We start from the raw sequence: 23,574 nt of genomic DNA, 5'->3' as shown, positions 1-23,574 counted from the left end.
GTCAGCCTCAGCTGTTGTTGTTCCGCAGGCGTTCGCGGAGTTGTTCAAGCCGGCGGCGAATTTCTTCTCGGCGCTGATCGTCGGCAGCCGGGGAGGGGGGTGCGCTGGCTGGAGAACTGTCGGGTTGACCTCCCCCTGATTCGGGAGTGGCGGAACTGCCGGCGGCAAACTCCAGCCCGGTGCGGTCTTCGGATTCCGGGAAATACAGGTTCTCAAGTTTTCCATTGCGCTGGATGATAACCCGGTTGGCATGTACCGAACGCAGTTTGGCGTTGCCGGGAAGTTCATCTCCGACCAGATAGGCTTCAGTCTGGTTTTTGTCGTCTTCAATCAGGGCGCTGCCGGGAAAATCGCCGCTTGCGGCGAGTACGCCGCGCAGGAATAGTCTCAGGTTGGTTTCGGGAAGATTCTCAGTGTCGATCTGCTGGTCGGCCGCGGATTCTCCGGCCTTGCCAAACAGGTCAATAGAGGCCAGTGTCACTTCTGGTACTTTCTGCTCATCCGAGATTTCTTTCATGTCAGCGGCTGCACGCATTTGCTGGCTGCCCCGTTGCGATTCCTGCTGCCAGAACCGGTAGGCCTGCCATGATGTCAGGGCGATCATGGCCACAACGGTGGCGAGGGCCAGGAGCATGGGTAACCGGGTGTTGTTAAAAGACATTGGATATCCCGACAATGAGTTTACGACCCTGTAAAAAGATCACAGGTTATCAGACTGCAACGGTTAAATGGCAGTATAGTGTATAGAGTTATTCAGCGGTTCCAAATCCTATGGTAGCCTTTCTGAATTAATTGAATAAAAAGGGTTTACGGATATTTCATCCGCACCTGGCAACAAAACGGGGACGACCTTGGAAACAGAACACGAACTTCAGCCGCAGGATGCTCCGCTGGGCCGTCTTCCTTTCGCCTTCGCCAAACGTAATGGCGTGATACTGACCCGCGAGGAAGACGGTGAGCCGGTTATTCTGGTCCGCCCTGGGGCCAGCCATTCGGCCCTGGCCGAAGCCAATCGCGTCAGTGGGGGCCGGGCCCGGTTCTCCACGATCGACCCGGAGCGCTTTGATGCAGCCCTGAATGCGGCCTACCAGAACGACTCCGCCGAAGCGATGCAGATGGTGGAAGGCATTGGCGATGACATGGATCTGGCCTCGCTGGCGGACTCCGTGCCTGAGACGGAAGATCTTCTGGAGCAGGAAGACGACGCCCCGATCATCCGTCTTATCAATGCCATTCTTACTGAGGCGGTCAAGACCAACGCCTCTGACGTACACATTGAAACCTACGAGAAGCGCCTGGTTGTCCGGTTCCGTGTTGATGGCGTGTTGCGGGAGGTCGTCCAGCCCAAGCGAGCGCTGGCGCCGCTGCTGGTCTCCCGTATCAAGGTTATGGCCAAGCTGGATATTGCAGAGAAGCGTGTGCCTCAGGATGGCCGTATTGCCTTGCGGGTGGCCGGTCGGGAAGTGGACATCCGGGTATCCACAATGCCTTCGTCCAGCGGCGAGCGCGTGGTGCTTCGTTTGCTGGATAAGCAGGCGGGGAATATCCGCCTGGAATCGCTCGGTATGGCGGGGCGGGACCTCAAGGTTCTTCGCAAGCTGATTTACCGCCCTTACGGGATTCTTCTGGTGACGGGGCCTACCGGTTCCGGTAAATCCACCACCCTGTACGCGTCACTTCAGGAGATCAACGACCGCAGCCGTAACATCCTTACGGTTGAGGATCCTATTGAATACAACCTGCCGGGAATTGGGCAGACTCAGGTCAACACCAAGGTGGATATGACCTTTGCCCGTGGGTTGCGCGCGATCCTGCGCCAGGACCCCGACGTAGTCATGATCGGTGAGATCCGCGACCTTGAAACCGCTGAAATTGCTGTGCAGGCAAGTCTGACGGGCCACCTGGTCCTGTCGACCCTGCACACCAATACGGCGGTCGGTGCCATAACCCGTTTGATGGACATGGGCATCGAGCCGTTCCTGATCTCGTCAAGTCTGGTGGGTATCGTGGCACAGCGCCTGGTGCGGGTACTGTGCAAGGATTGTTGTGAGCCTTATACGCCAACCGAAGAGCACTGTGAATTCCTGCAGCAGGATGCAGATAACCCACCAACCATATACCGGGCGAAAGGTTGTGAACACTGCAATCAGCTGGGCTATCGCGGTCGAATCGGTATTTATGAGGTGGTGGAGATCACTGATGAAATCAGTGCGCTCATCCACAAGCGGGCAGGGGAGCTGGATCTGGAGCATGAGGCCCGGTTGTCCGGCCCCAGTATCCACGCTGACGGTGTACAGAAGATTCTGGACGGTGTCACCACCGTTGAAGAGGTTCTTCGCGTGACCCACCGGAGCCAATAACCTCATGCCGGCATTCGAATACAAGGCCCTTGATGCGCGGGGCAAGCAAAAGCAGGGTGTGGTGGAGGCGGATGCCCCCCGTGCGGTCAGGCAGCAGCTCAGGGAGCGTGGACTGACCCCTCTGGAAGTGGCTGCATCGACTGAAAAGCAGGCCCACGGGAGCAACCCGCTAAGCAGTCGGGGCAGTCTGGCGGCAGCGGACCTGGCACTGGTTACCAGACAGCTGTCTACGCTGATCCAGTCCGGCATCCCGGTCGAGCAGGCCCTGTCTGCGGCCGCTCAGCAGTCCACAAAGCCGCGTATCCGCAGCATGCTGATTGCCATTCGTGCCAAAGTCATGGAAGGCTACAGTTTTGCGGACAGTCTCGGCGAGTTCCCCCGGGCGTTTCCCCGATTGTATCGATCGACTGTTGCCGCCGGTGAACATGCGGGGCACCTCGACCTGGTTCTCAATCGGCTGGCGGACTACACAGAAGCCAGGCAGGAGGCCCGCCAGAAGATTCAGCTTGCCGCGATCTATCCCATCATTCTGAGTGTGGTGGCTATTGCTATTGTGGTGTTCCTGCTCACTTATGTGGTGCCGGACATTATCGAAGTGTTTGTCAAACAGGGGCAGGATCTGCCCGGACTCACCGTTGCCATGCTGGCGGTATCGGAATTTCTCGGCGACTTTGGTGTCTACCTTCTCATACTGCTAATCGTTGGCATCATCGGGTTCCGGATGGCCCTGCGCAAGCCCTCGTTCCGACTGGAGTTTCACCGCTGGTTACTGAATATGCCTCTGTTTTCCGGCATGGTGCGAGGGGTCAACACCGCCCGGTACGCCAGCACACTCAGTATCTTGACCACCAGCGGCGTGCCCCTGGTGGACGCCATGCGTATTGCGGGCGAGGTGCTGTCCAACGACTATCTGCGTCGGGAACTGCGGGACGCTGCCCGAAAAGTCAGTGAGGGTGGATCCCTTCATCGTTCCCTCGACCAGACGGGATATTTCCCGCCGATGATGCTCCATATGATTGCCAGTGGTGAGGCGAGTGGTGAACTGGACAGTATGCTGGAGCGAACCGCGAAAATGCAGGAAAACACCCTGCAGTCAAAAATTGCAGCCATTGTCGGTCTTTTCGAACCGATGATGCTGTTATTGATGGGTGTGGTGGTCCTCATCATCGTATTGGCCATCATGCTGCCGATTCTCAACATGAGCAATCTGGTCGGCTGACCTCAAAAGCTTTACCCCCTTTGGACAATGGAAAGAGAGTCTATACAAATGACGAGCACAACTATGAAGCCAGACGCTACCCGGAATCTACGCAACAATCACCGCAAGCAGGGCGGTTTCACACTGATCGAGATTATGGTGGTGATGGTCATTCTCGGTCTGCTGGTGGCGATCGTTGCTCCGAATATCATGGGGCGTAGCGACCAGGCCAAAGTGACCGTAGCTGAAACCCAGTTGAGCAACATTGCCAACGCGCTGGATCTTTATCGCCTTGATAACAGCCATTACCCATCGACCCAGCAGGGACTGGAGGCGCTGGTCAGCAAGCCCAGCGGTAGCCCGGAACCCAAGAACTGGAACCCGGATGGTTACCTGAAAAATGTACCGGAAGACCCCTGGGGCACTGAGTACCAGTACGTCAGCCCGGGCACAGAAGGGCCCTACGATCTTTATTCCTTTGGCTCCGACGGCCAGGAAGGTGGTGAAGGCGATGCAGCTGATATCAGCGTCTGGAAGACCCGGGATTAACGGACTATGCAGAAGCGGGCAACGGTCTCGGGTTTTACGCTGATCGAAATATTAGTGGTGCTGATCGTTGTCGGCTTGCTGGCTGCCCTGGCGGTAATGAACCTGGGTGGCGGATCTCAGCAGCGGGAACTGGAAAACCATGTCCGCGAGATGTTTCTGTTGATGCAAACCGCCTCCGAGCAAGCCGTACTGAACAACAAGGAATTGGGGCTGGCGCTTGAAGAGGACGGTTATCGGTTCGTACTGTTTGACGAGCAGGCGAATGAGTGGGGGGAGTCTGGGGAACGGATGTTCCAACAACGCAGTTTCCCTGAGTGGTTGGTGATGACCGAGTTCATCGAAAGTGATACGCCAAGACTTGCTTCCGAAGAAGACAAGCTGCGACCGGATATCGTGTTTTTCTCCAGCGGGGAAACGACACCGTTTGAAGTGGAATTCACCATCGGCAGTGACAGTTCCTATATGCACGTACTAGCCTCTGATGGCGTGTCTCCCCTGGAGTGGCGCCGTCCGGGCAGCGATGAGGACGAATGGTGAGCAATCAGCGCGGCTTTACCCTGATCGAAGTGCTGGTGGCGCTCCTGGTGTTCGGGCTGATCGCTACAGCCGCCGCCGAAGTCGGGAGTCAGTACATCGCCAGTTATGAGCGTATCCGCGATAAAACGATGGCTGGGTGGATTGCCGACAATCGGATCAATGAACTCCGCCTTCAGGAGGAGGTACCCGGGATATCCGAGAATTCCGATGACCTGGATTACGGCCCCTTTCGCTGGCAGGTAACCACCGCTGTTCTCGGTACGGAGGACCCTACCATGCGACGTATTGAAGTGACGGTCGCGCGTTTCAGGGATGATGGCAGCGACCCGGTTCCGGTTCATACGCTTTCCGCCTTCATTGGAGAGCACTGATGTCGCAACGGGGCTTTACTCTGATGGAGGTGCTGATTGCGGTGACAATAACCGCAGTCATCGGGCTGGGTGTGTGGCAGGTTCTCAGTGGTGTGGTGTTGTCCCGGGACCGGGTGAACGAGGTTGCTGATGAGTTTGACCAGATACAACGCACTATGTTGTTGCTGGAACGGGACCTGATACAGGTTGTTAACCGCCCGGTGCGGGATATGTACGGAGATTACAAACCAGCGCTGACCAGCCGGGAAGACAGTTTTGCCCTGGTTCTGACGCGACAGGGGTGGAGAAACCCTCTGGGAACCCGACGAAGTTCTCTGCAGAGAGCCGGCTGGGAGTACACCGGTGAGGAACTGCGTCGCAGGCGCTGGGTTACTCTGGATCAGGGCCAGGAAGAAAACAGTCAGGATGTGTTGCTGCTGTCAGACGTGACATCGTTTGAGATCCGCTTTCTTGACCAGCAGCGGGCCTGGACTGACGGCTGGCCCACAGCGGAAGCCATGGCAACCCTGACTCCGGGAACAAGGCCGGAGCTGCCCCTGCCGCTGGGCATCGAAGTTACCCTGGAACACGAACGATTCGGCGAGCTGACCCGCACATTCGCGCTGCCCGAATTTGATGGCAGTGAGGCCCAGGGAATGGTTAATACCAGCAACGAAGCCCGCTCGGAAACGGATACCGATAACGAAGAAGAGGAAGAAAGCCAGCCCCAGCAGGGCCCGAGTGGTCCATCTGCCCTGGGAGATCCGCAATGACCGTGAGCCGGGTTACCATTCGATTCCGTCGTCAGCGCGGTGTTGCTCTGATTATGGTCTTGCTGGCCATGGCTCTGGTGGTGATGCTTGCCACGGGTATGACGCAACAGCAGAGCGTGAGGATTTTTCGGGCAGGGCACTATCTGGCTCAGCAGCAGGGACAAAGCATTGCCCTTGGTGCGGAGGCGTTTGCACGACAGATCCTGTACCGGGACTTTGAGCAGGATAAGGAAGACAACCTGATGGTAGACAGCCTGGATGAGTTCTGGGCTGCGAATTCGGCTGTTTTGCCGCTGGATGATAATGGCGTGGTCGAGATCCAGATTGATGATCTGGGGGGGCGGATTAACCTGAACGATCTGGTGTCGGCCAACGGTCAGGTGAATCCGCTTGTCCGGGACCAGGTTGCACGCCTGCTGGTCGCATTGGATATCTCCGAAATCTCGGTTGACGCCCTGATAGACTGGATTGATCCGAATGATCAGACGGTGAGTGCCTATGGTGCGGAGGATGGACAGTACCTGATGGCGGATCCCGGTTTCAGGGCGGCCAACCAGCCTTTTGTCAGTGTGACCGAGCTAAGACTTATTGAGGGTATGACCGAAGAGGTTTACCGTAGGCTGAAGCCGCACGTGGCAGCACTGCCGGTAAATGGAGTCGGGATCAATGTGAACACCGCGACCATGCCGGTTCTGCGTTCCTTACACGAAGAGCTGACGCAGGCCCAGGCAGAGTCTATTCTTGAGAAAAGGCAAGAAGAGCGGTTTGAAAATATTCAGGATTTTCTGGCCCTGCCAGAGTTTTCAGGCCTTGGGCTGAAGTCCTCCGGATTGGGGGTGCAAACCCGTTTTTTTGAGGTCGTTTCTCGGATTACCTATGATGACCGGGTTGCGAATCTGGTCAGCACGGTATTCCGGAGTCCGGAAGGTGAGCTGTATACGGTTCACCGCGATACCGGGCAAAAGAACCGGATTACCAAAGAGCCCTTTACTGCTTCAGAAGGATAGACATGTCTTACCGCCTTTATGTCAGGCCTCTGCCACCCTTTGCCGACCCCGGGCAAACACCGGATGCGCAGCTTTTTAACTGGGTTCTCCATGATGCCAGTGGCGACACTCAAGCCCATGGGCGAGGGGACTCCCGGGACCTGATTGAGCAAACCCTTGGCCAGAACGCCCTGGACAATGTTCTGTTGATTGGCCTGGTGCCCGGGGACGAGGCGTTGTTCTGCCTCGCAGATATTCCTGCGAAGCAAAGCCGGTTCATTCTTCAGGCTTTGCCGTATGCGGTAGAGGAGCAAATTGCCCAGGATATTGACACCGTGCACCTGGCGCTGGGAAGCAGAACGGACAACGGTTTCAGGGTAGCCGCTATCGATCGGAACCGGATGTCGGATTGGGTAGACCTCTTCAGTGACTGGGAGCATGCCCGGCTGGATGCTATCTACCCCGATGCTGCCCTGTTGCCAGAAACGGACGGTGGCTGGTCCATTTGCCTGGACGGCGAAAACTCTATGCTGATCAGTGATCGCGGAGAGTGGCTCAGTATTCAGTCGCGGAATCTCGGTATGTTTGCACACACACTGGCTACTCCGCCGTCCGAAGACGTCGTTGCGGAAGTGCCGGTGACGATTTTTGGTACCGAGCAGGAACTGGATCAACAACAATCCGCGATCAGTGAGCTTCGTTCCGCCGGCCGGCTCGTGGTGAAGCTCGAAGCCATTGAACTCATGCCACTGGAATTGTTGGCACATGCTCATCACCACCACCTGTCGCACCCGATTAACCTGTGTCAGGGCAGTTATGGCGTCAACAGTGGTCAGGCCAGTCCCTTGCGGGCGTGGAAGCCTCTGATCGCGGTTGCCAGTGTGTGGTTTGTCATTCAGATGGGCGTTGAACTGGGAATGGGCTTTTATCATCAGCAGAAGGCCGATGTCACCCGCGAGCAAGCCATGGCGATCTATCGCGAAGCGTTTCCTGATGACCGCCGTACCCACGCGGGCAATGTTCGACGGGTCGTGGAGGGGCAGCTGCGCTCCATTGGATCCGGTGGACCGGCTGCAGATTTCATTACGTTGATGAAGTACACCGGAGATCAATACAGCAAGGTACCGCAAAACCAGTCCTTGACGTTTAATTCTATAAATTACAGTCGCTCTCGGGGAGAGCTGGTCGTGGATATCCGGGCGGACACCTATAACCGCATGAGTGCCTTGCGTAATGGTTTGGCGCAGCAGGGTCTGGAAGCCCAGATCGGTTCCGTTGTTAATGAATCCAGTGGCGCCCGCGGGCGTCTGACCGTATCGGGAGGCTGAGACGATGCTGACGAAACTGAAAGATCAGCCTTCCGTAGGCAAACTGATAGCCCAATATGACCAGCTTCCGCGCAGGGACCAGCAGGCACTGGCTGTCCTGGTGGTTGCAGTGTTTCTTGGGCTCTTGTACTTCCTGATTTGGCAGCCCATTACCGGGTTTCACGACCAGGCCGTAGATTCGCGGGAGAACGCCGAAGAGCTCCTGGCCTGGATGCGCGCAAACCAGTCTGATATTGAGCGGCTCGCCGACAGTGAAGGGGCTGGCCGCCCTGCGTCCAATGCACCGCAAGACGGGCGTGCACTGATGGCGCTGGTCACCCGTAGCGCCGGCGAAGCCGGATTGTCCCTGCAACGATTTGAACCCAGTGGAAGCAGTGCTATTCGTGTCTGGCTTGAAGACGTCCCGTTCGCAGACGTCGCAGCATGGCTGGAAAGACTGAATAGCGATCATGGCGTGGTGATCGATCAGGCTGCGATGGACGGAAAGAATGATCCGGGCATAGTGTCAGTACGGCTAACCCTTACAATCTGAGCACTTGAGCCGGGCAGGGTTTGAATGTGAACGGTGGGTAAACAGGAGAAACCTGATGAGTGACGGCAAAGACAATAAAAGCAATCCGGAGCCGGTAATTGTCCGTCTCGACGAAAGTGCACGTAATGAGGCGAGGTCCATACTTTTTCATGCCTACCTTCGAGAGCCAACGTTCCAGTATCTGTTTGATCATCGGCGACCCGGGTATGAACAAAGAGTTCGGGCCACCATTCGTGAGCTGATTGATCTTTATCTGGAGCTGGATCAGGAAGCTATTGGTGTCATGCTGGATGATACACTGGTCGCCGTGGCATTTATTGGGGAGCCCGAATTGCGCCTGAACCTGACGGAGCAGCTCAGCTGGCGTATACGCATGGTGCTGACGGCGGGTTTCGCCTGTACGCGCCGCTATCTTGATTACCACCGGAAAATAGCGGAAATGTTGCCTCAGCCTCTGGCCCACCAATTACCGCTGATGGGGGTGAACCCCCAGTACCAGCATCGTGGCTTTGGCCGTCTGCTGTTGTCGACGGTTGAGCGCCTATGCGCGGACAACCCCCGTGGCAGTGGTCTGGTGCTGGATACCGGTAACAGCCGCTATCTACCGTTTTACGAGTCCGAAGGATTCCGCAGTCTCGGAAAAATCCGCCTGGGAGACTTCGAGGACCATGTATTGTTCCGGGAAGTACGCCCTGCGGAAGCACAGGCATCTCCCGGTTGACTTCATTGATTTACCATTCGTTCAGGAGACGCTGTGTCTGACAACCACGATTTCGATCTGATAGTAATTGGCGCTGGTTCGGGAGGTGTACGGCTGGCGAGAATGTCCGCTCAGAGGGGCGCCCGGGTCGCGATTGTTGAGTCCCGATACCTTGGTGGCACCTGTGTCAATGTCGGGTGCGTTCCCAAGAAGCTGTTTGTTTACGGCTCCCATGTTGGTGAGGATCTTGAAGACGCAGCTGGTTATGGCTGGAACGTTCCGCTTGATCAGGTCCGTTTTGACTGGCCCACGCTCGTCGCCAACAAAAACACCGAGATAGAAAGGTTGAACGGTATCTATGGCCGCCTCCTGGAAAATGCCGGTGTGACCATCATAGAGGGCACGGCGACGCTCGCCGATGCCAATACCGTGGTTGTGGGTGAAAAGCGCTACACCACTGGGCATATCACCGTGGCGACAGGGAGTTGGCCGGTGATTCCGGATATTCCGGGTAAAGAAAGCATTCTCACCTCCAACGAAATGTTCTATCTGCCCCAGTTGCCGCGGCACGCGGTGGTCTGGGGCGGTGGATATATTGCCGTGGAGTTTGCCGGCATCCTGGCCGGGCTTGGTGTTGAAACCACCCTGTTGTACCGGGGAGACCTGTTCCTGCGGGGGTTTGACGAAGATGTCCGCGAATTCACCGCTACCGAAATGCGCAGAAAAGGTGTGGATCTAAGGTTCGGAACCACCATTGAAGCGGTTGAGAGTGATGGCACCCATTATGACGTCACACTGAATGACGGCACTCACCTGACGACTGGCCTGGTGATGGCGGCTACCGGCCGCCGTGCACTCGTTGAGGGGCTAGGCCTGGAAGCCTTGGGCGTCCAGCTGAGTGAGAAAGGCCATGTGGTGGTGGATGATCATTTCCAGACTTCCGTGCCGTCAATCACTGCCTTGGGTGATGTAATCGGTACGCCGCAGCTGACTCCGGTTGCTCTTGCACAGGCCATGGTCCTCTCACGCCGCCTGTTTGGCGATGGTCAGGGCGAGATGGACTATCACTGTATCCCGACGGCTGTCTTCTGCCAGCCCAATATTGGAACGGTCGGGCTAACGGAAGCCGAGGCCAGAGAGGCCGGCCACAATGTCAGCGTTTATCGCTCAGAATTCCGGCCGATGAAGCACACCCTGAGTGGCCGGCAGGAACGTTGCCTGATGAAACTGGTGGTCGACAAAGAGAGTGACAAGGTCCTCGGCGCCCATATGGTTGGGCCGGACGCTGGTGAGATCACCCAGGGACTTGCGGTTGCCATGAAGGCGGGTGCCACCAAGGCCCAGTTCGACAGTACCCTGGGGATTCATCCGACATCCGCAGAAGAGTTTGTCACCATGCGGGAGCCGGTTGCCTGAGCCGATCCGATGCTTGCCTGCCGCTGGTCAGATGTTTATCCAGCGGTTGAGCGTCGCTCTCAGGCTTTCCTTGCGAATGGGTTTGGCCAGGTAATCGTTCATGCCCGCGCGATGGCAGTTGGCTTCTGTGCCGGGCAGGGCATCCGCAGTCAGTGCGATGATCGGTGTATCGCACTGGCCGTTGCTGTGTTCCCATTCCCGTATACACCGAGTGGTCTCATAACCATCCATGATGGGCATCTGGCAATCCATCAGAATGACGTCATAACCTTGATGGTTAGTCTGGACCAACTCCAGTGCCTCCTTGCCGTTACTGGCGGCATCAGTTTCGAATCCCAGGCGCTCAAGAAGGGCGGTGGCGACTCTCTGGTTGACGGGGTTGTCTTCAACCACCAACGCCTTCGAGATGGCCCCCTCACTGGCGGGTGTTTTTATGTCACGGCTAGTGGGACGTGTTAGCGGCGCCACATTGCTTAGCTCGAATGGCAACTCAAACCTGAACGACGATCCTTTGCCAGGATCCGTTTCCACATGAATATGCCCTCCCATGAGTTCAACCAGCCTCTGCACCAGTGACAGCCCTATGCCGGTACCGCCGTAATCGCGGCTATCACTACTGTCGAGTTGCTCGAAGGAGTTGAAAATATCGTTCAGACGATCGACCGGAATGCCGGCTCCGGAATCCTTGACCGAGCAACTCAGTACCATGCAGTTCTCTTCGTTCGCTATCCAATCGGCCTGGATTTTGACGTAACCGGAGTTGGTAAACTTGATGGCATTGTCAGTCAGTCCCGCGAGGATTTGTCGGAGTCGGGGCGCATCTCCGATCACATAGGGTTTCTCCGGCCAGTTACCCTGGAACGCCATGGTCAGTTCAAGCCCTTGCTGGTCTGCCAGTAATCGGTAGCTGGCGGTGCAGTTTGCCAGGAGTTGGCGAAGGTCGAACTCACTGTTCTCCAGCTTCAGGTGACCACTATCAACCTTTGAATAATCGAGAATATCCCCGATCACCATCAACAGATCTTCTGTCGACTGCCTGGCTGTCAGCAAATAGTCCCTCTGGCGCGATGAGAGAGCTTCTTCGGAAACCAGGTCAATCATGCCGAGCACGCCATTCAGTGGGGTTCGCAGTTCGTGACTCATGGTGGCCAGAAACTCAGACTTGGCCTGGTTGGCGGATTCGGCTTTGGCGCGGGCGCTCTCGGAAGCCGCCAGTGTTTGGGTTCTGGACTCTTCCAGGCTAGTGAGGTGGGCGGCCAGGGCATTCAGATTTTTTTCAAGTTCCTGGATTTCCAGGGTGTTATGGTTTTTGCTCACAGAGACCTGGCTGTAGTCCCGATTGATGAGCTTTGTAACGCGATCGGACAAGCTGCGTATTGGAGCCAATATGCCGGACAAGGTCTGTTTTACAATCAGCATGGTAAACAGCAGCAAGGCGATGCCAACCGCCAGGGACGTCCAGAGAATATCGTTACGTCGGGCGGCAAGCAGCTCCTTGCTGACGCCCACCTGAACGGTTCCCACTCTCAGGGCACCGTTGCCGAAGGTGTAATCCGGTTCGAACCATTCGGTTTGGCGGCTACCGCCCAGATCCAGTGGCTGTTGCAGGATCTCGGCCTCAAAAATGTCAAAGGTCTCATTGACGTCCGCGGATTCGTCTTCGCCACTGGTCACGAATCCCACTTCGTCTCCCGTCACGTCGGATACGCGTATCCATTGTGCCTGGCTCTGTTGCAGTGATTGGCTAAGAATCTGTTGCAAGGCGACGGTATTGCCTGACAAAACGGCATATTCCACTGCCGGAGCAAGGCTATTGGCGAGCATCTGACTGCTGTTCGCCAGATCCTTTCGGGCGTCATCCAATCGGGCAGTGGTAAAGAAAGCCATCAGTACAATGAACATGACAATGGCGGGCGCTGCTCCGAGGAGCATCAGCTTTCTGACAAGAGGAGCGGGCTTGTTTGTTGGCTCAGTCATGATCATCCTCCGTGGATGATGAGAGCCGGGCTTTGATGGCATCGACAAGCTCTTGCCTGGAAGGAAGCGGGATGTTCAGTGACCGGGCAACCTGTTCATTGACCGCCAGCCTGAATTCCTCCGGATAAAAGGGAGGCGGGAACTGGTTTGAAACCTGATATTCATTGATGACGTCTGCGGCCAGCGCGGCAATAATCGTAAAGGGTGTGTAGGTGGAAGCCAGCGCGCCCGCCTTGACATAAGCCTGACTCGGGCCGATGACAATTCGGTTTCGTCGGTAGGTCGTCAACAGGATATGTTTGATAGTCCGCGGGTTATAGATGCTGCTATCGGGCGCAGCGAGGAGAAAGTCCCCATACTCCAGCGCCCGAATCAGTGTGGGAATCAGGTCGTCGTTACTGCTGACAACAAATATCTGGCTATCCATGCCAAAGGCAGGCAGTTGCTCTTTCAGATGTTCATATAATACCGCGCTGTCGGGTGTGGCAAGCATGGAAACCCGTGTTGCGTGTGGAAGAATCACCTTGCCGGCCACCGCCTGACGAATCATTGGTGGAGCATAGAAAATGGCACTGAGCTGCTGTTCCTCATGGCCATTGGTATACCCTTTGATGAAAGGTTCATCCACGAGCAGGGCAAGAACGGGAACGTTACGGCTTTCCTGGCGGACAAGCGTAAAAGCATCAGGCCCCAGGGTAATGATCAGGCTGTTGTCGTCCTGGGAGGTTTGACCGGGTTTGAACGGCCGTAAACTGAACCCGTCGCCGAGTTCGTCTCGCAAAAGGCCAGTCATGTGTTGTGTCAACGCGACATTGTTATCGGTGCCAGCAATGTAAACGACTGTCGCAGGAGGCGTTTGGCTTAGCGCGGGTCTCGATAGCACCAGCGCGCAGAAAAGGAGCAGGCAAAGAGCGACGTATACAGGCATCCTGCCTGTAAACGAGGCGTTGATTGACTGAATTGTTGGTCTCATACCGTCCTGGGTTCAGTGCATTCCATTGGCTGGATCAGAAGCGGACACCAGCTTCGACAAAAAATTGGTTGTGATTCCGAATTATATTATCCGGACTCAGGTCCGGAACTCTGTTGAGATAGTGTTGCATGGTAAAAGCCAGTTCGTAACTGTAGTTTGAGGCGAATATTCTACGCGCAATTCTGAAATCCGCACGTTCGAACTGGGCTCTCCGAAATTCGTCCGCCCAGTAGAACGTGGCAGCCGATGTCAAGTTGAACGGTAACTGTTGTATCCAGGCAAAACTTCCGGAGTGTCGAACGGACAACCGTCCAAGAAGTGCAACCACGTACTCCTGATCCCCGGCGTCAAGCTTGTTGGGGTCACCGGTGTAGCGTCCATCCTGATCAAGGTAGGCATAGGTAGCTCGGAGTTTGGTGCCGGCATAATCGATCGATGACTCTACCTCGAACCCTTCCTGGTCCAGGCCGACATTGTTGGCGATGAAAAAATCCTCCTCATTGATAACGCCGCTGATCATGTCTTTCAGGTGGTCGTTGAAATAGCGAATCTCCAGGGACAGCAGAGCCTGGTTTACATAAAACTGACCAAAATAGCTTATTTCCCGAGAAATTATACGCTCTTCTTCAAGCTCTTCCCCAAAAGTTGAGGTTTCCGGATCCACCAGATCTGCGACCTCGAACCTTGTACCCTCCAGAAACTCGTAGGGTGGGCGTATGTTTTCAGCTCGATATCCCCAGTCCGGTGTTTGCTCGAAGGCATCCGGGGTGCGCACAGCCTCCGAATACACGAACCTCAGGGCCTGAGTGTTGGTGAGATGGAAGTTGGCCGCAACCCGTGGCGATAAATGGTTGTCATGGGTGGTGGTGGTGCTTTCCCAGTTTCCGCCGGCATTGAAGGTGACCCAGTCCAGCGGCGTGTATTCCACGTTGGCAAACACCCTGGACTGGTAATTGTTGCCCCGGCCATTGAAGAATGTCTCGGAACGATAGGTGTCTTTACGGTACCCCAATCCTGAAACCAGTTTGAGATCAGGGTTAAAGTACAGGGTGTCCTGAATCTCGAACTCGAGTCGGGATTCTTCGATATCTTCATTGAGATCGGCAATGAAAGGCGCCGGGCTGTCTTCCGGCATGCAATCGCCTGGCTCGAAATCGAACTCGGGAGAGTTGCCGGCGATCAGATCGTCAATCACTGGTCCTGCAATGCACACAGGCCAACGTTGGCGACGCTGGTAATTCTGGTAACTGACCTGAAAATGAAAGAAATGGTTCTCGGACGTGCTCACGTTCAGTCGGGTTTGCAGATAGTAATCATCAACGATGATATCCGGGTGATCCGTGGCGCCCAGCTTACCGTTCTTTCTCAGGTCTTCCTCATTGATACCGTCTACAACTCCGCCCCGGAGCTCAAAATTCGTGCTGTCGGAGGTGCGGACAATGCCGTCATAACCGAAGGTATTGATGTCGAACCCGTCATGAAAAGGGAAAAACTGGTCGTTATCGAACTGCCGGTCAAAACCGTCGGATTTGCGTTTCTCATAGGCCAGTCGCCAGCTGTAGATATCGCTGGCATCGCCGACGGAACCAAAGGTCCTCAGGTGACCGCGGGATCCGGAGACGGCACCGAGCTGAACACCCGCCGTGTCTTCAGGCGAGCGGGTAATAATGTTGATGGTACCCAGAAAAGCGTTGATGCCATCAGCTGCCGCGTTGGGACCGCGACTGACTTCGATTCGTTCTATGAGCTCCAGGGGCACGGGCATGGTATGCCAGTCGGTATCTGAGAGGCTGGCACGGTATGAGGTGCGGCCGTCCACCAGAACCTGAAGCCGTCGCTGCTCGTAATGCACGGTGCCGTGGTAGCTCGTCACCGGGTTGTTGCTGCCCACTTCGGCAACCGTCATGCCGGGTACCAGTCGGAACACCTCAACGAGATTCATTACGCCAAGAGTCCTGATCAGGTCGCCTTCGATAATCGTGGTAGTGCCGGGAACCCGGGATTTTGGCTGGCGGAGCCGGGTCGTCGTCAGAACCTCCGGCAAGGGAGGCTCCATGGAGGACAGTCCGGTGAAATCCATCTCAGGCTGCTGGTCGTCCGCGAGGATCGGGGTAGGGGCCAACAGGGAGCCTGACAAAACCATGGCCAGACAGGATAGCGGAGCGACGGATTTATGCAGGCCGGGTGAAGTTTTGGTAACAGAGTTCGTAACAGGCATGGCAGTCGTTTTATAATCGGCTGAGTAAGGGATGGACGGTGTTTTGCATGAATGCCTTTTGTGTATCGTAGGTGACCGCACTGCATTTGTCTCTCAAAATTGTAATGAATCTCTGATATGAGCGTTATGCGTCTATGACATGTTGGGAAATCCTCGGTATTGAGCCGACCCGCGATACTCGGCAGATTGAAGCCGCCTATGAGAAGCAGAGCAAGTTTGCCAGCGGCGAAGAAGCCGAGCGCCTGAAGCAGGCATACCGGGAAGCGATGGGCCGGGAGCCCGCACCACAGGGTGAGCAGCCACAGCCTGAAGATACCGCTTCGGTCGCTGCCGGGGATATTGAGCCGATTGTGGCCGTTTCCGATGAGCAGCCGCTGGATGCCAACGAGCAGCAAGTCGTTCGCGAAGTCGTGATTCAGGTGAACGCACTGTTGAACGACTCTCGGCGCAGCAATGATCCACAAATCTGGAAAGCGATCCTGAGCGAGCCTCCGGCGGATAATCCCAGGTTAAGGCGTGAGATAGGCAGATCCCTGGAACAGCAGGTGCGGCCAATGGCTGAGAATGACAGCTTCCCGCCTCCGGTTGCCAGATTCCTGGGCGAGTGGTTCGGCTGGAACAGTCTGACCGAGATGGCCAGGAAAAACCGGGAAGAAGAGGAAGCTGTGCGTGATGCGCAGGAACAGGAAGCGGCAGAGGAGCAGCCGCCCCAAATGGTTAACTTCTGGCCTGCGGTTATTGGCTGGATCGTCGGGCTTGCCGTTCTGGCGACTCTATTCGGGGGCATGGGAGGCGGCGGCTGAGGCTGCCTCGATCTTTTCGCGGTACTTCTGGGCCAGAATGGCCCCGACAATCACCTGAATCTGGTTGTAGCACATAATCGGCAGCACGATCATGCCAAAGCCCGGGTGGCCGGAGAACAACACTTTGGCCATGGGTAATCCTGACGCCAGGCTCTTCTTGGACCCGCAGAAAACCACCGCTGCTTCATCCTCCAGGCTGAAACCGAAACGCCTTACCAGGAAGCGCGCCATCATCATAAAGAAGCCGAGCAGGGCAAAGCACAACACGACGGTCAGCACGATCGCAAGAACCGGCAGGTTCTGCCACAGGCCGCTCTCCACTGAGTGGGAGAATGCGGAGTATACGATGAGCCAGATAACGCACTGATCATACCGCGACATCAAACCTTCGTTACGGGCCAGAAATCCCCCCAGCAGTGGTCTCAGGGAGTGCCCGGCTGCAAACGGCAATAACAGCTGCAACACAATGTCCTTGAGGGCTTCGGCCACCGAAAAGTTGCTCCCCCCGGATGTACTGACCAGCAGTAACAACAGGAATGGCGTCAACATCATGCCAAAGACATTGGAGGCTGCGGCGCTGCATATGGCCGCTGGCACATTTCCTTTCGCCATGGCGGTATATGCAATGGAAGAGGACACCGCCGACGGCAGGACTCCCAGGTACAGGAAGCCCAGGCCCAGGTCTTCCGGCATCCACTGGGGGGCAAAATCACTCATGCTGTTGATCGGAAGCACGGCCAGGGGGAAGAACACGAAGGTGAGGGAAGTGATCAGTATGTGCAGTCGCCAGTGGGTTGCCCCGGCGACGATCTGCTCTCGGGACAGTGCTGCCCCATGAAAGAAAAACAGTAGCGCCACAGCCAGCGTACCAACGGTTGCCAGCAGGTCTGCTGCCCCGCCTTTAACGGGTAGAAAGGAGGCCAGAACAATGGCGCCCAACAACAGCAGGGTGAATGTATCGACCCTCAGTTTCATCAACGACGTTCCCGCAGGGTGTCCAGACTGGGCTTAAGCAGCGCTTTTGCCAGGGTTTCCGCCTTTTCCTCGTCCTGACGGCGGATAGCTGCCAACAGTAACTCATGATCTTCCTGGGAGGGCTCGGGCAGGTCAGGTTCGGTTTCCGTGCCTTCAATAGTACGAGACACTGCATGGGCGAAGTAATCGTACAGCTCGGTCAACGCGGGATTATGGGATGCGGCTACCAGAGCATGGTGGAACGTCTCATCGTGGCGGATGCGATCCACTACGTTGTCACCGGCCTTTGCACGGGCATCCAGCGCTCTGGTCATCGCCACCAGATCAGACTCCGTACGTCGATGGGCGGCAAGTCGGGACGCCTCGGTTTCCAGCATGATTCTCACTTCCAGCTGATCCCCCAGCTGTGCCCGGCCGATTCGGCGCAGGGTTTCCCCGGCGTCCTTTGTTGACCGCACGTAAGTACCGTCCCCCTGGCGCGTTTCAAGCATGCCGACGTGCACCAGCACGCGCACGGCCTCCCGCACCGTATTGCGGCTGACGCCCAGCGCTTCAGACAGGTCTGCTTCCACGGGAAGTCGAGAGCCCATGGGCCATTGGCCTTGCTCAATGGCGCAGCGCAGACTTTCAATGGCGGTTTCGACCAGGGAGCCTTTCTTTATGGGTACAAGGGGCATGTCTATGATCCAATCAAAAGATGACCCAATCATCCTATGAATATAGGAAAACGTCAACTCCCGCCGGTCGGGGCGGGAGTTGTCGGGGTAATCGTAGGCTGTTCAGTGCGCTTCGGCGGGGTACAGAAGCTGATAATCCGTGGTATCCACACGGCGTGTGGCCAGCCGGTAGCTGAAGGTGAAGCCTGGCCAGTTGATGGTGTTGCGGCCGTTTTTATCCAGATACCAGGAGGTGCAGCCGGCGTTCCAGACACTGTCTTCAAGCCCGGTCTGGACGGAGTCTGAAAACGCTTTCTGGCGTTCGGGCAATACATCCATGGCTGATCCCGGGTATTTCTCCAGGGTATCGAGACAACTCATAACGTAGCGGACCTGAGACTCCAGCATGTACACAATCGAGTTATGGGCCAGGTTTGTGTTGGGGCCGTACAGCACGAAAAGGTTAGGGAACCCGGTGACTGAAATGCCTTTGTAGGCTTCGACACCCTTCGCCCAGGCTTCGTTGAGGGTGGTGTTGTCACGACCGGTGATGGTCATTGGTGCCAGAAATTCTGACGCCGCAAAGCCGGTGCCCAGAATAATCGCATCGACGTCATGGTGCTTGCCATCGGAAGTCACCACACCCGACTCGTCAATATGGTCTATCGATGTGGTCACCAGATCCAGATGGGACTGGTTGATGGCTGGATACCAGTCATTGGAAATCAGAATGCGCTTACAGCCGATCTTGTAATCGGGAATGATGCGCTTGAGCTTGTCCGGATCGGTCACATGCTTTCGGGCTTCTTTTCTGGCCTGGCGGGCAAACAGTTCCAGCAGGCCGCTGAAGCGGGTGAAAGCCAGCGCGCGGCTCTCGTTTTTCCAGTAGATCATGTAGCGATAAATGCGATCCCATGCCGGCACGGACTTGAACAGTGCCTGTTCCCAGGCCTTGAACGGCCGGTCGGCCTTGGGCAATACCCAGGCAGCGGAGCGCTGGAACAGGCTGAGTGAGCTCACCTGTTTTATGATTTCCGGTACAAACTGGATGGCGCTTGCCCCGGTGCCGATGACGGCAACCCGCTTGTCGGTCAGATCGTAGTCATGATCCCAGCGCGCGGAGTGAAACAGCTTCCCCTTAAAACGGTCCATGCCCTGTATTTTCGGGTAGGCGGGCTGGTTCAGCTGTCCTGTGGCGGACACCACCACATCAGCGATGCGCTGCTGCCCATCCTGAGTAGTCACGGTCCATGTGTTGCTGGCCTCATCAAATCTGGCGCTGGTGACTTCCTGGTGAAACTGGATATGAGCCGCCAGACCGTACTTGTCCACGCAGTTTTCCATATAGCCCAGCAACTCCTTCTGGAGTCCGAACTTGCGGGACCAGTCGTGTTTCGGTTCAAAGGAATAGGAATAAAAGTGTGACTGCACGTCACAGGCAGCACCGGGGTAGGTGTTGTCCCGCCAGGTTCCGCCGACGTTTCCGGCTTTCTCCAGCATGGTGAAGTTGTCGTAACCAGCCTGCTTTAACTGGATGGCCATACAGAGACCACCAAAGCCGGTTCCGATAATTATCACCGATGGCTTCTTTGCACTTGCCTTGTTCGTCATCACCTGGACCCTGTTTGTTATTGGCGCTACATCTAATAATAACGAGTATATAGAGCCAGCAGGGCTTCAGGGATGGCTAATGTGTGCAAACCGGGTAGTCAGAACGATCAATAACGGAGCAGGGCCGATCCCCAGGTGAAACCGCCACCGAAGGCTTCCAGTAAAACGACTTCGTTCTTCTTGATGCGACCATCACGAACGGCGACGTCCAGGGCGAGGGGAATGGAGGCGGCGGACGTATTACCGTGCTTGTTGACGGTGACTACGACCTGGTCCATGGACATGTTCAGTTTCCTGGCTGTCGCGGCGATGATGCGCAGGTTCGCCTGGTGCGGAACCAGCCAGTCGATATCCGACTTCTGCATCTGGTTTGCTTCCAGGGTTTCATCGACAATCTTGCCCAGGGTGTTGACGGCGATTTTGAAGACCTCGTTGCCTTTCATGTGCACATGGCCTTTACCGGCCCGTACCTGGTCAAAGCCGTCGCCGATGCCATAGGGCACATGCAGCAGATCTTCATACTGGCCATCGGCATGGATATGAGTAGACAGAATGCCGGTTTCCTCGCTGGCTTCCAGTACCACGGCACCCGCACCATCGCCAAAGAGCACGCATGTGCCACGATCTTCCCAGTCCAGAATGCGGGAGAACAGCTCTGCGCCCACCACCAGGGCCTTTTTGCTGCTGCCGGTCTTGATGAACTTGTCAGCCACGGAAAGGGCATAGACAAACCCGCTACACACCGCCTGAATATCGAACGCAGGGCAGCCATGAATATCAAGCCGGGCCTGGAGGATGCATGCGGAGCTGGGGAATATCTTGTCGGGCGTCGAGGTGGCAAAGATGATCAGGTCGATCTCATCCGGAGTAAGCCCGGCTGCCTCGATGGCGAGTCGTGAGGCTTTTTCCGCGAGGTCAACGGTGGTTTCCCCTTCGACGGCAATATGTCGCTGCTCAATTCCGGTACGCTCGCGGATCCATTGATCGCTGGTGTCGACTATTTTTTCCATATCTTCGTTGGTCATGACATTTTGGGGCAGATATGAGCCCGTGCCGACAATTCGCGCGTACGTCATGTGCAATCTTCCTCGGGGTAAACAGATCAATGCTCAGGTTCTTTTAATCATCCTATACCCTCTTGATGGGCCCGAGCTATTAGCGGTTTGTCAAAGGCCAGCACGCTGGCTGTAATGCACTAAGCTGGTACTCGGGCCATAATAGGCTATACCTGTAGAGAGGAACCCTTGATGTGAAGGAGTGTTGATGACAGACCTTCCACTCGGCATGAAGTATTACCTGCTAATCCTCACCTCCAGCCTGATTGAAGACCTCAATGATTATGGCGTCAGATGGGTGGCCAACGAATCTGGTGTTGCTATTGGTGACGTTGAGAAGGCGTTCTTTAGCGCCCGGTCAATCGGGAATCGTCTGCCGGAAGAGCCGGAAGAAGCGGATCCCCGCTTGTGGCCGGATGTCATGAAAGCCATCCATACCATTCGCCGGGTCCTGGATATGGTTGAGAAAACCACGTTTGATGCGGTCATCGCAGAGGCCATGGAGAGTACGTCGGAGGTGGCCCGGGCAGATCTCAGGCACGTATTTGAACAGAAACGGGCGGCAGGAGAGATCGACTTCCGGCTCCACGGCATTCTTAACACCAGACCGTCAGAAGACGAACCAGACCCTGCCGTTCGGGAATCCTTCATGCTTAAGCGGGCTCGGCGCTATCAGAGCTTCATGATGTTCGATGGTGCAAGCCTGAACCAGGAGGAGAGGGTCATACTGGAGGATGCCCGGGTACTGGCGCGCCATATTATGGATGGTGACAGGAATAACCGGAGGATTGATGCCCTGCTGGTGATGGGCGCAGTGCTGATTGAAACTGCCAGCGTGAGGTTGAAGCCAAATATTCCCGTGCTGATACGGGAGAGCTTTGACCGCATGACAACCAAGGCAGTGATGGCGCTGGGGGCTATTGTGTACCGGGATGAATACCAGAGTTTCAAGGCCTCACTGGGTCTGGAGCGCCTGGAATCGGAACTTTAGGGTGAAGGAATTGAGGCTTCCGAGCCTATTCCCAAATCCGGAGTAAGAATGGCATTCTGACTAAACACGCTGCGAGAAAAAGGAGACGAGGTAATGGGCATTACGAGCCACGAGCTTCACAACGAATTTCCCCAGTTTGGAGATCTGATCGACGAGTTGAACAGGAATGATCCGAAGTTCCAGGAACACTTCAAAAGGTATACGGCGCTGGATCAGGAAATAGAAGGGCTGGAGCTTAGGGATGCACCGATAGGTGACGACAAGCTGCATCGGATGAAGCAACAGCGTCTGCAACTCAAAGATGACATCTACCAGACACTATTGCAGAAATCCAACGGCCAGGGATAAGTATAAATAGTTAGTTCTTCCGGCTCAGGAGACGGGCGGCGTAGTGGTTTCCAAGTATGGGTGTGGAAAGGCTTTTTTCATAAAATAGGTAACTAATAAAAGCCGGTCATGGCTTGCCCTTTGTCGTTACCTATAAATGGATGGTTACTATGAAAAAAGCTGCATCACTGTACAAAGGGTGGAGAATGAAACGTAACTTCCTCCACCTCATTCATACCACAGAGCCTCGCCTGCTCATGGACGCAGGTTATCCGCCAGAAGTTGTTGAACAGCGCCTGAGAACGCCTTTCTGGAAGTTCTGAGCTTCCAGGATACGGCAGGCTAGCTGAAGGCGGTCTTTAGAAACTCGGTAAAGAGCCGTGCCCGTTTCGGGAGATACTGGCGGTCTGAATAAACAGCATAGATTGACCGGGGATTTGGACGGGCGTCCAGGTGCAATTCCTGAAGTTCTCCCTGCATCAGTTCCTGTTGGACATAAGCCCTGGGTACCAGTCCAATGCCAATACCAGCCTTTGCGGCGTCAGCCAGGATCAGCGAATTATCCGCAGTGACCGGACCGGAAACTGCGACCGATAGCGGCTCGGCGGTGTCATCCTTCGACGATGAGAATTCCCAGCGGTTGGCATCCGAACTCAAGCTGTAGATCAGACATTGATGCTGATCAAGCGCTCCGACCGTTTCTGGGGTGCCGGCACGGTCAAGATAGTCGGGGGAGGCCACCAGAATTCGCTCGAGGGTGCCGAGGCGAACGGCAATCAGCGAGGAAGCTTCCGGGGCCTCAATGCCACGAATCGCCAGATCTACCCCCGCCGCCACCGGATCCGTGATCTGATCGCTCATCTGCATCCGAATGCTAATCTGAGGATGCTCCCTCTGGAACTGGAAAATAAGCGGCGCCAGTACCTTCATGGTCAGGGAAACCGGGCTGGCAATCACCAGTTGGCCGGCGATGTCCCCGGTATTCACGACAGAATCCAACAGGTGCTCGGTCTGCTCGGTAATGGCCCGGCAATACTCGTAGAATCGGTGCCCCTCGTCGGTGAAACTGATCGTACGGGTGTTGCGGAGAATCAGTTTGGCGCCGGTCCAGGACTCCAGGAACTTGACGTACTTGGAGATCACTGCATTTGAACACTGGAATTCCTCAGCTGCCGCTGTGAAGGATCCCAGTTCATAGATTCGTTTGAAGTATTCCAAACCCTTGAGGCGGTCCATGCCCAGACTCCATGCTGTTGATT

23 protein-coding genes are annotated in these 23,574 nt (G+C 55.8%); 14 read left to right on the top strand and 9 right to left on the bottom strand.

From position 1 onward, the window contains the following. Window positions 1-7: 7 nt before the first annotated feature. Window positions 8-661 (bottom strand): type II secretion system protein N, encoded by a 654-nt coding sequence (locus Q0Y21_RS09995; protein WP_297794536.1) that lies wholly within the window; start codon window positions 659-661, stop codon window positions 8-10. A 154-nt stretch (window positions 662-815) separates the two neighbouring features. Between Q0Y21_RS09995 and gspE the strand changes: the two genes are divergently transcribed. The 11 genes from gspE to gorA all read left to right on the top strand — a co-directional run bounded on the left by gspE (window position 816) and on the right by gorA (window position 10,729). Continuing rightward, complete coding sequence (gene gspE / locus Q0Y21_RS09990) at window positions 816-2,360, top strand: type II secretion system ATPase GspE (RefSeq protein ID WP_366517679.1); 1,545 nt, start codon at window positions 816-818, stop codon at window positions 2,358-2,360. A gap of 4 nt (window positions 2,361-2,364) precedes the next feature. Next, complete coding sequence (gene gspF / locus Q0Y21_RS09985; RefSeq protein ID WP_297794533.1) at window positions 2,365-3,579, top strand: type II secretion system inner membrane protein GspF; 1,215 nt, start codon at window positions 2,365-2,367, stop codon at window positions 3,577-3,579. A gap of 63 nt (window positions 3,580-3,642) precedes the next feature. Beyond that, the gene (gene gspG / locus Q0Y21_RS09980; RefSeq protein ID WP_297795390.1) at window positions 3,643-4,107 is read left to right on the top strand and encodes a type II secretion system major pseudopilin GspG; all 465 of its coding nucleotides are present in this window, start codon (window positions 3,643-3,645) and stop codon (window positions 4,105-4,107) included. A 6-nt stretch (window positions 4,108-4,113) separates the two neighbouring features. Further along, a complete protein-coding gene (gspH, locus tag Q0Y21_RS09975; RefSeq protein WP_297794531.1) occupies window positions 4,114-4,644 on the top strand; it encodes a type II secretion system minor pseudopilin GspH in 531 nt (176 codons plus the stop codon). Next, window positions 4,641-5,015 (top strand): type II secretion system minor pseudopilin GspI, encoded by a 375-nt coding sequence (gene gspI, locus Q0Y21_RS09970; protein ID WP_297795387.1) that lies wholly within the window; start codon window positions 4,641-4,643, stop codon window positions 5,013-5,015. The genes gspH and gspI overlap by 4 nt, the downstream gene beginning before the upstream one ends. Further along, entirely contained in the window at window positions 5,015-5,767 is a 753-nt protein-coding gene (gene gspJ, locus Q0Y21_RS09965; RefSeq protein WP_297794528.1) for a type II secretion system minor pseudopilin GspJ, read from the top strand. The genes gspI and gspJ overlap by 1 nt, the downstream gene beginning before the upstream one ends. Beyond that, window positions 5,764-6,774 carry a type II secretion system minor pseudopilin GspK gene (gene gspK / locus Q0Y21_RS09960; protein WP_297794525.1) on the top strand — a complete coding sequence of 337 codons (1,011 nt, stop codon included), beginning with the start codon at window positions 5,764-5,766 and terminating at the stop codon, window positions 6,772-6,774. The genes gspJ and gspK overlap by 4 nt, the downstream gene beginning before the upstream one ends. Window positions 6,775-6,776: 2 nt before the next feature. Continuing rightward, window positions 6,777-8,081, top strand: coding sequence for a type II secretion system protein GspL (gene gspL, locus Q0Y21_RS09955; protein WP_297794522.1), 1,305 nt, complete (start codon window positions 6,777-6,779; stop codon window positions 8,079-8,081). A 4-nt stretch (window positions 8,082-8,085) separates the two neighbouring features. Then, window positions 8,086-8,613, top strand: coding sequence for a type II secretion system protein M (locus tag Q0Y21_RS09950; protein WP_297794517.1), 528 nt, complete (start codon window positions 8,086-8,088; stop codon window positions 8,611-8,613). A 55-nt stretch (window positions 8,614-8,668) separates the two neighbouring features. Next, window positions 8,669-9,334: a GNAT family N-acetyltransferase gene (locus Q0Y21_RS09945; RefSeq protein ID WP_297794514.1), complete on the top strand. Its 666-nt coding sequence runs from the start codon at window positions 8,669-8,671 to the stop codon at window positions 9,332-9,334. A gap of 33 nt (window positions 9,335-9,367) precedes the next feature. Continuing rightward, window positions 9,368-10,729, top strand: coding sequence for a glutathione-disulfide reductase (gorA, locus tag Q0Y21_RS09940; protein ID WP_297794511.1), 1,362 nt, complete (start codon window positions 9,368-9,370; stop codon window positions 10,727-10,729). 27 nt (window positions 10,730-10,756) lie between these two features. Here gorA and Q0Y21_RS09935 read toward each other — a convergent pair whose 3' ends face one another. From Q0Y21_RS09935 to Q0Y21_RS09925, 3 genes are all read right to left on the bottom strand, one after another. Further along, window positions 10,757-12,706: an ATP-binding protein gene (locus tag Q0Y21_RS09935; RefSeq protein ID WP_297794508.1), complete on the bottom strand. Its 1,950-nt coding sequence runs from the start codon at window positions 12,704-12,706 to the stop codon at window positions 10,757-10,759. After that, the gene (locus Q0Y21_RS09930; RefSeq protein WP_297794505.1) at window positions 12,699-13,499 is read right to left on the bottom strand and encodes an ABC transporter substrate-binding protein; all 801 of its coding nucleotides are present in this window, start codon (window positions 13,497-13,499) and stop codon (window positions 12,699-12,701) included. The genes Q0Y21_RS09935 and Q0Y21_RS09930 overlap by 8 nt, the downstream gene beginning before the upstream one ends. A gap of 214 nt (window positions 13,500-13,713) precedes the next feature. After that, window positions 13,714-15,801, bottom strand: a complete 2,088-nt coding sequence (locus Q0Y21_RS09925; protein ID WP_297794503.1) for a TonB-dependent receptor — start codon at window positions 15,799-15,801, stop codon at window positions 13,714-13,716. Between the two features lie 230 nt (window positions 15,802-16,031). Between Q0Y21_RS09925 and Q0Y21_RS09920 the strand changes: the two genes are divergently transcribed. After that, window positions 16,032-16,700: a J domain-containing protein gene (locus tag Q0Y21_RS09920; RefSeq protein ID WP_297794501.1), complete on the top strand. Its 669-nt coding sequence runs from the start codon at window positions 16,032-16,034 to the stop codon at window positions 16,698-16,700. Here Q0Y21_RS09920 and Q0Y21_RS09915 read toward each other — a convergent pair. From Q0Y21_RS09915 to Q0Y21_RS09900, 4 genes are all read right to left on the bottom strand, one after another. Then, window positions 16,671-17,675, bottom strand: coding sequence for a bile acid:sodium symporter family protein (locus tag Q0Y21_RS09915; RefSeq protein ID WP_297794498.1), 1,005 nt, complete (start codon window positions 17,673-17,675; stop codon window positions 16,671-16,673). The genes Q0Y21_RS09920 and Q0Y21_RS09915 overlap by 30 nt on opposite strands. Then, on the bottom strand, window positions 17,675-18,352 hold the full coding sequence (locus tag Q0Y21_RS09910; RefSeq protein WP_297794495.1) for a FadR/GntR family transcriptional regulator: 678 nt from the start codon (window positions 18,350-18,352) through the stop codon (window positions 17,675-17,677). The genes Q0Y21_RS09915 and Q0Y21_RS09910 overlap by 1 nt, the downstream gene beginning before the upstream one ends. A 102-nt stretch (window positions 18,353-18,454) precedes the next feature. After that, a complete protein-coding gene (locus tag Q0Y21_RS09905) occupies window positions 18,455-19,942 on the bottom strand; it encodes an NAD(P)/FAD-dependent oxidoreductase (protein ID WP_297794492.1) in 1,488 nt (495 codons plus the stop codon). Between the two features lie 107 nt (window positions 19,943-20,049). Beyond that, on the bottom strand, window positions 20,050-21,018 hold the full coding sequence (locus tag Q0Y21_RS09900) for a beta-ketoacyl-ACP synthase III (RefSeq protein WP_297794489.1): 969 nt from the start codon (window positions 21,016-21,018) through the stop codon (window positions 20,050-20,052). Window positions 21,019-21,205: 187 nt separating this feature from the next. Between Q0Y21_RS09900 and Q0Y21_RS09895 the strand changes: the two genes are divergently transcribed. Together Q0Y21_RS09895 and Q0Y21_RS09890 are read left to right on the top strand one after the other, a co-directional pair. Then, window positions 21,206-21,988, top strand: a complete 783-nt coding sequence (locus Q0Y21_RS09895) for a hypothetical protein (protein ID WP_297794486.1) — start codon at window positions 21,206-21,208, stop codon at window positions 21,986-21,988. Window positions 21,989-22,081: 93 nt separating this feature from the next. Next, entirely contained in the window at window positions 22,082-22,336 is a 255-nt protein-coding gene (locus tag Q0Y21_RS09890; RefSeq protein WP_297794483.1) for a DUF465 domain-containing protein, read from the top strand. A gap of 321 nt (window positions 22,337-22,657) precedes the next feature. On the opposite strand, the gene Q0Y21_RS09885 is transcribed toward Q0Y21_RS09890, so the two are convergent. Continuing rightward, window positions 22,658-23,551 carry a LysR family transcriptional regulator gene (locus Q0Y21_RS09885; protein ID WP_297794480.1) on the bottom strand — a complete coding sequence of 298 codons (894 nt, stop codon included), beginning with the start codon at window positions 23,549-23,551 and terminating at the stop codon, window positions 22,658-22,660. Window positions 23,552-23,574: the final 23 nt, after the last annotated feature.

It is taken from the genome of uncultured Marinobacter sp. (genome assembly GCF_947259545.1).
Lineage (GTDB): Bacteria > Pseudomonadota > Gammaproteobacteria > Pseudomonadales > Oleiphilaceae > Marinobacter.
Note: the sequence above shows the minus strand (reverse complement) of the source record. Positions and strands in the feature narration are given on the sequence as shown.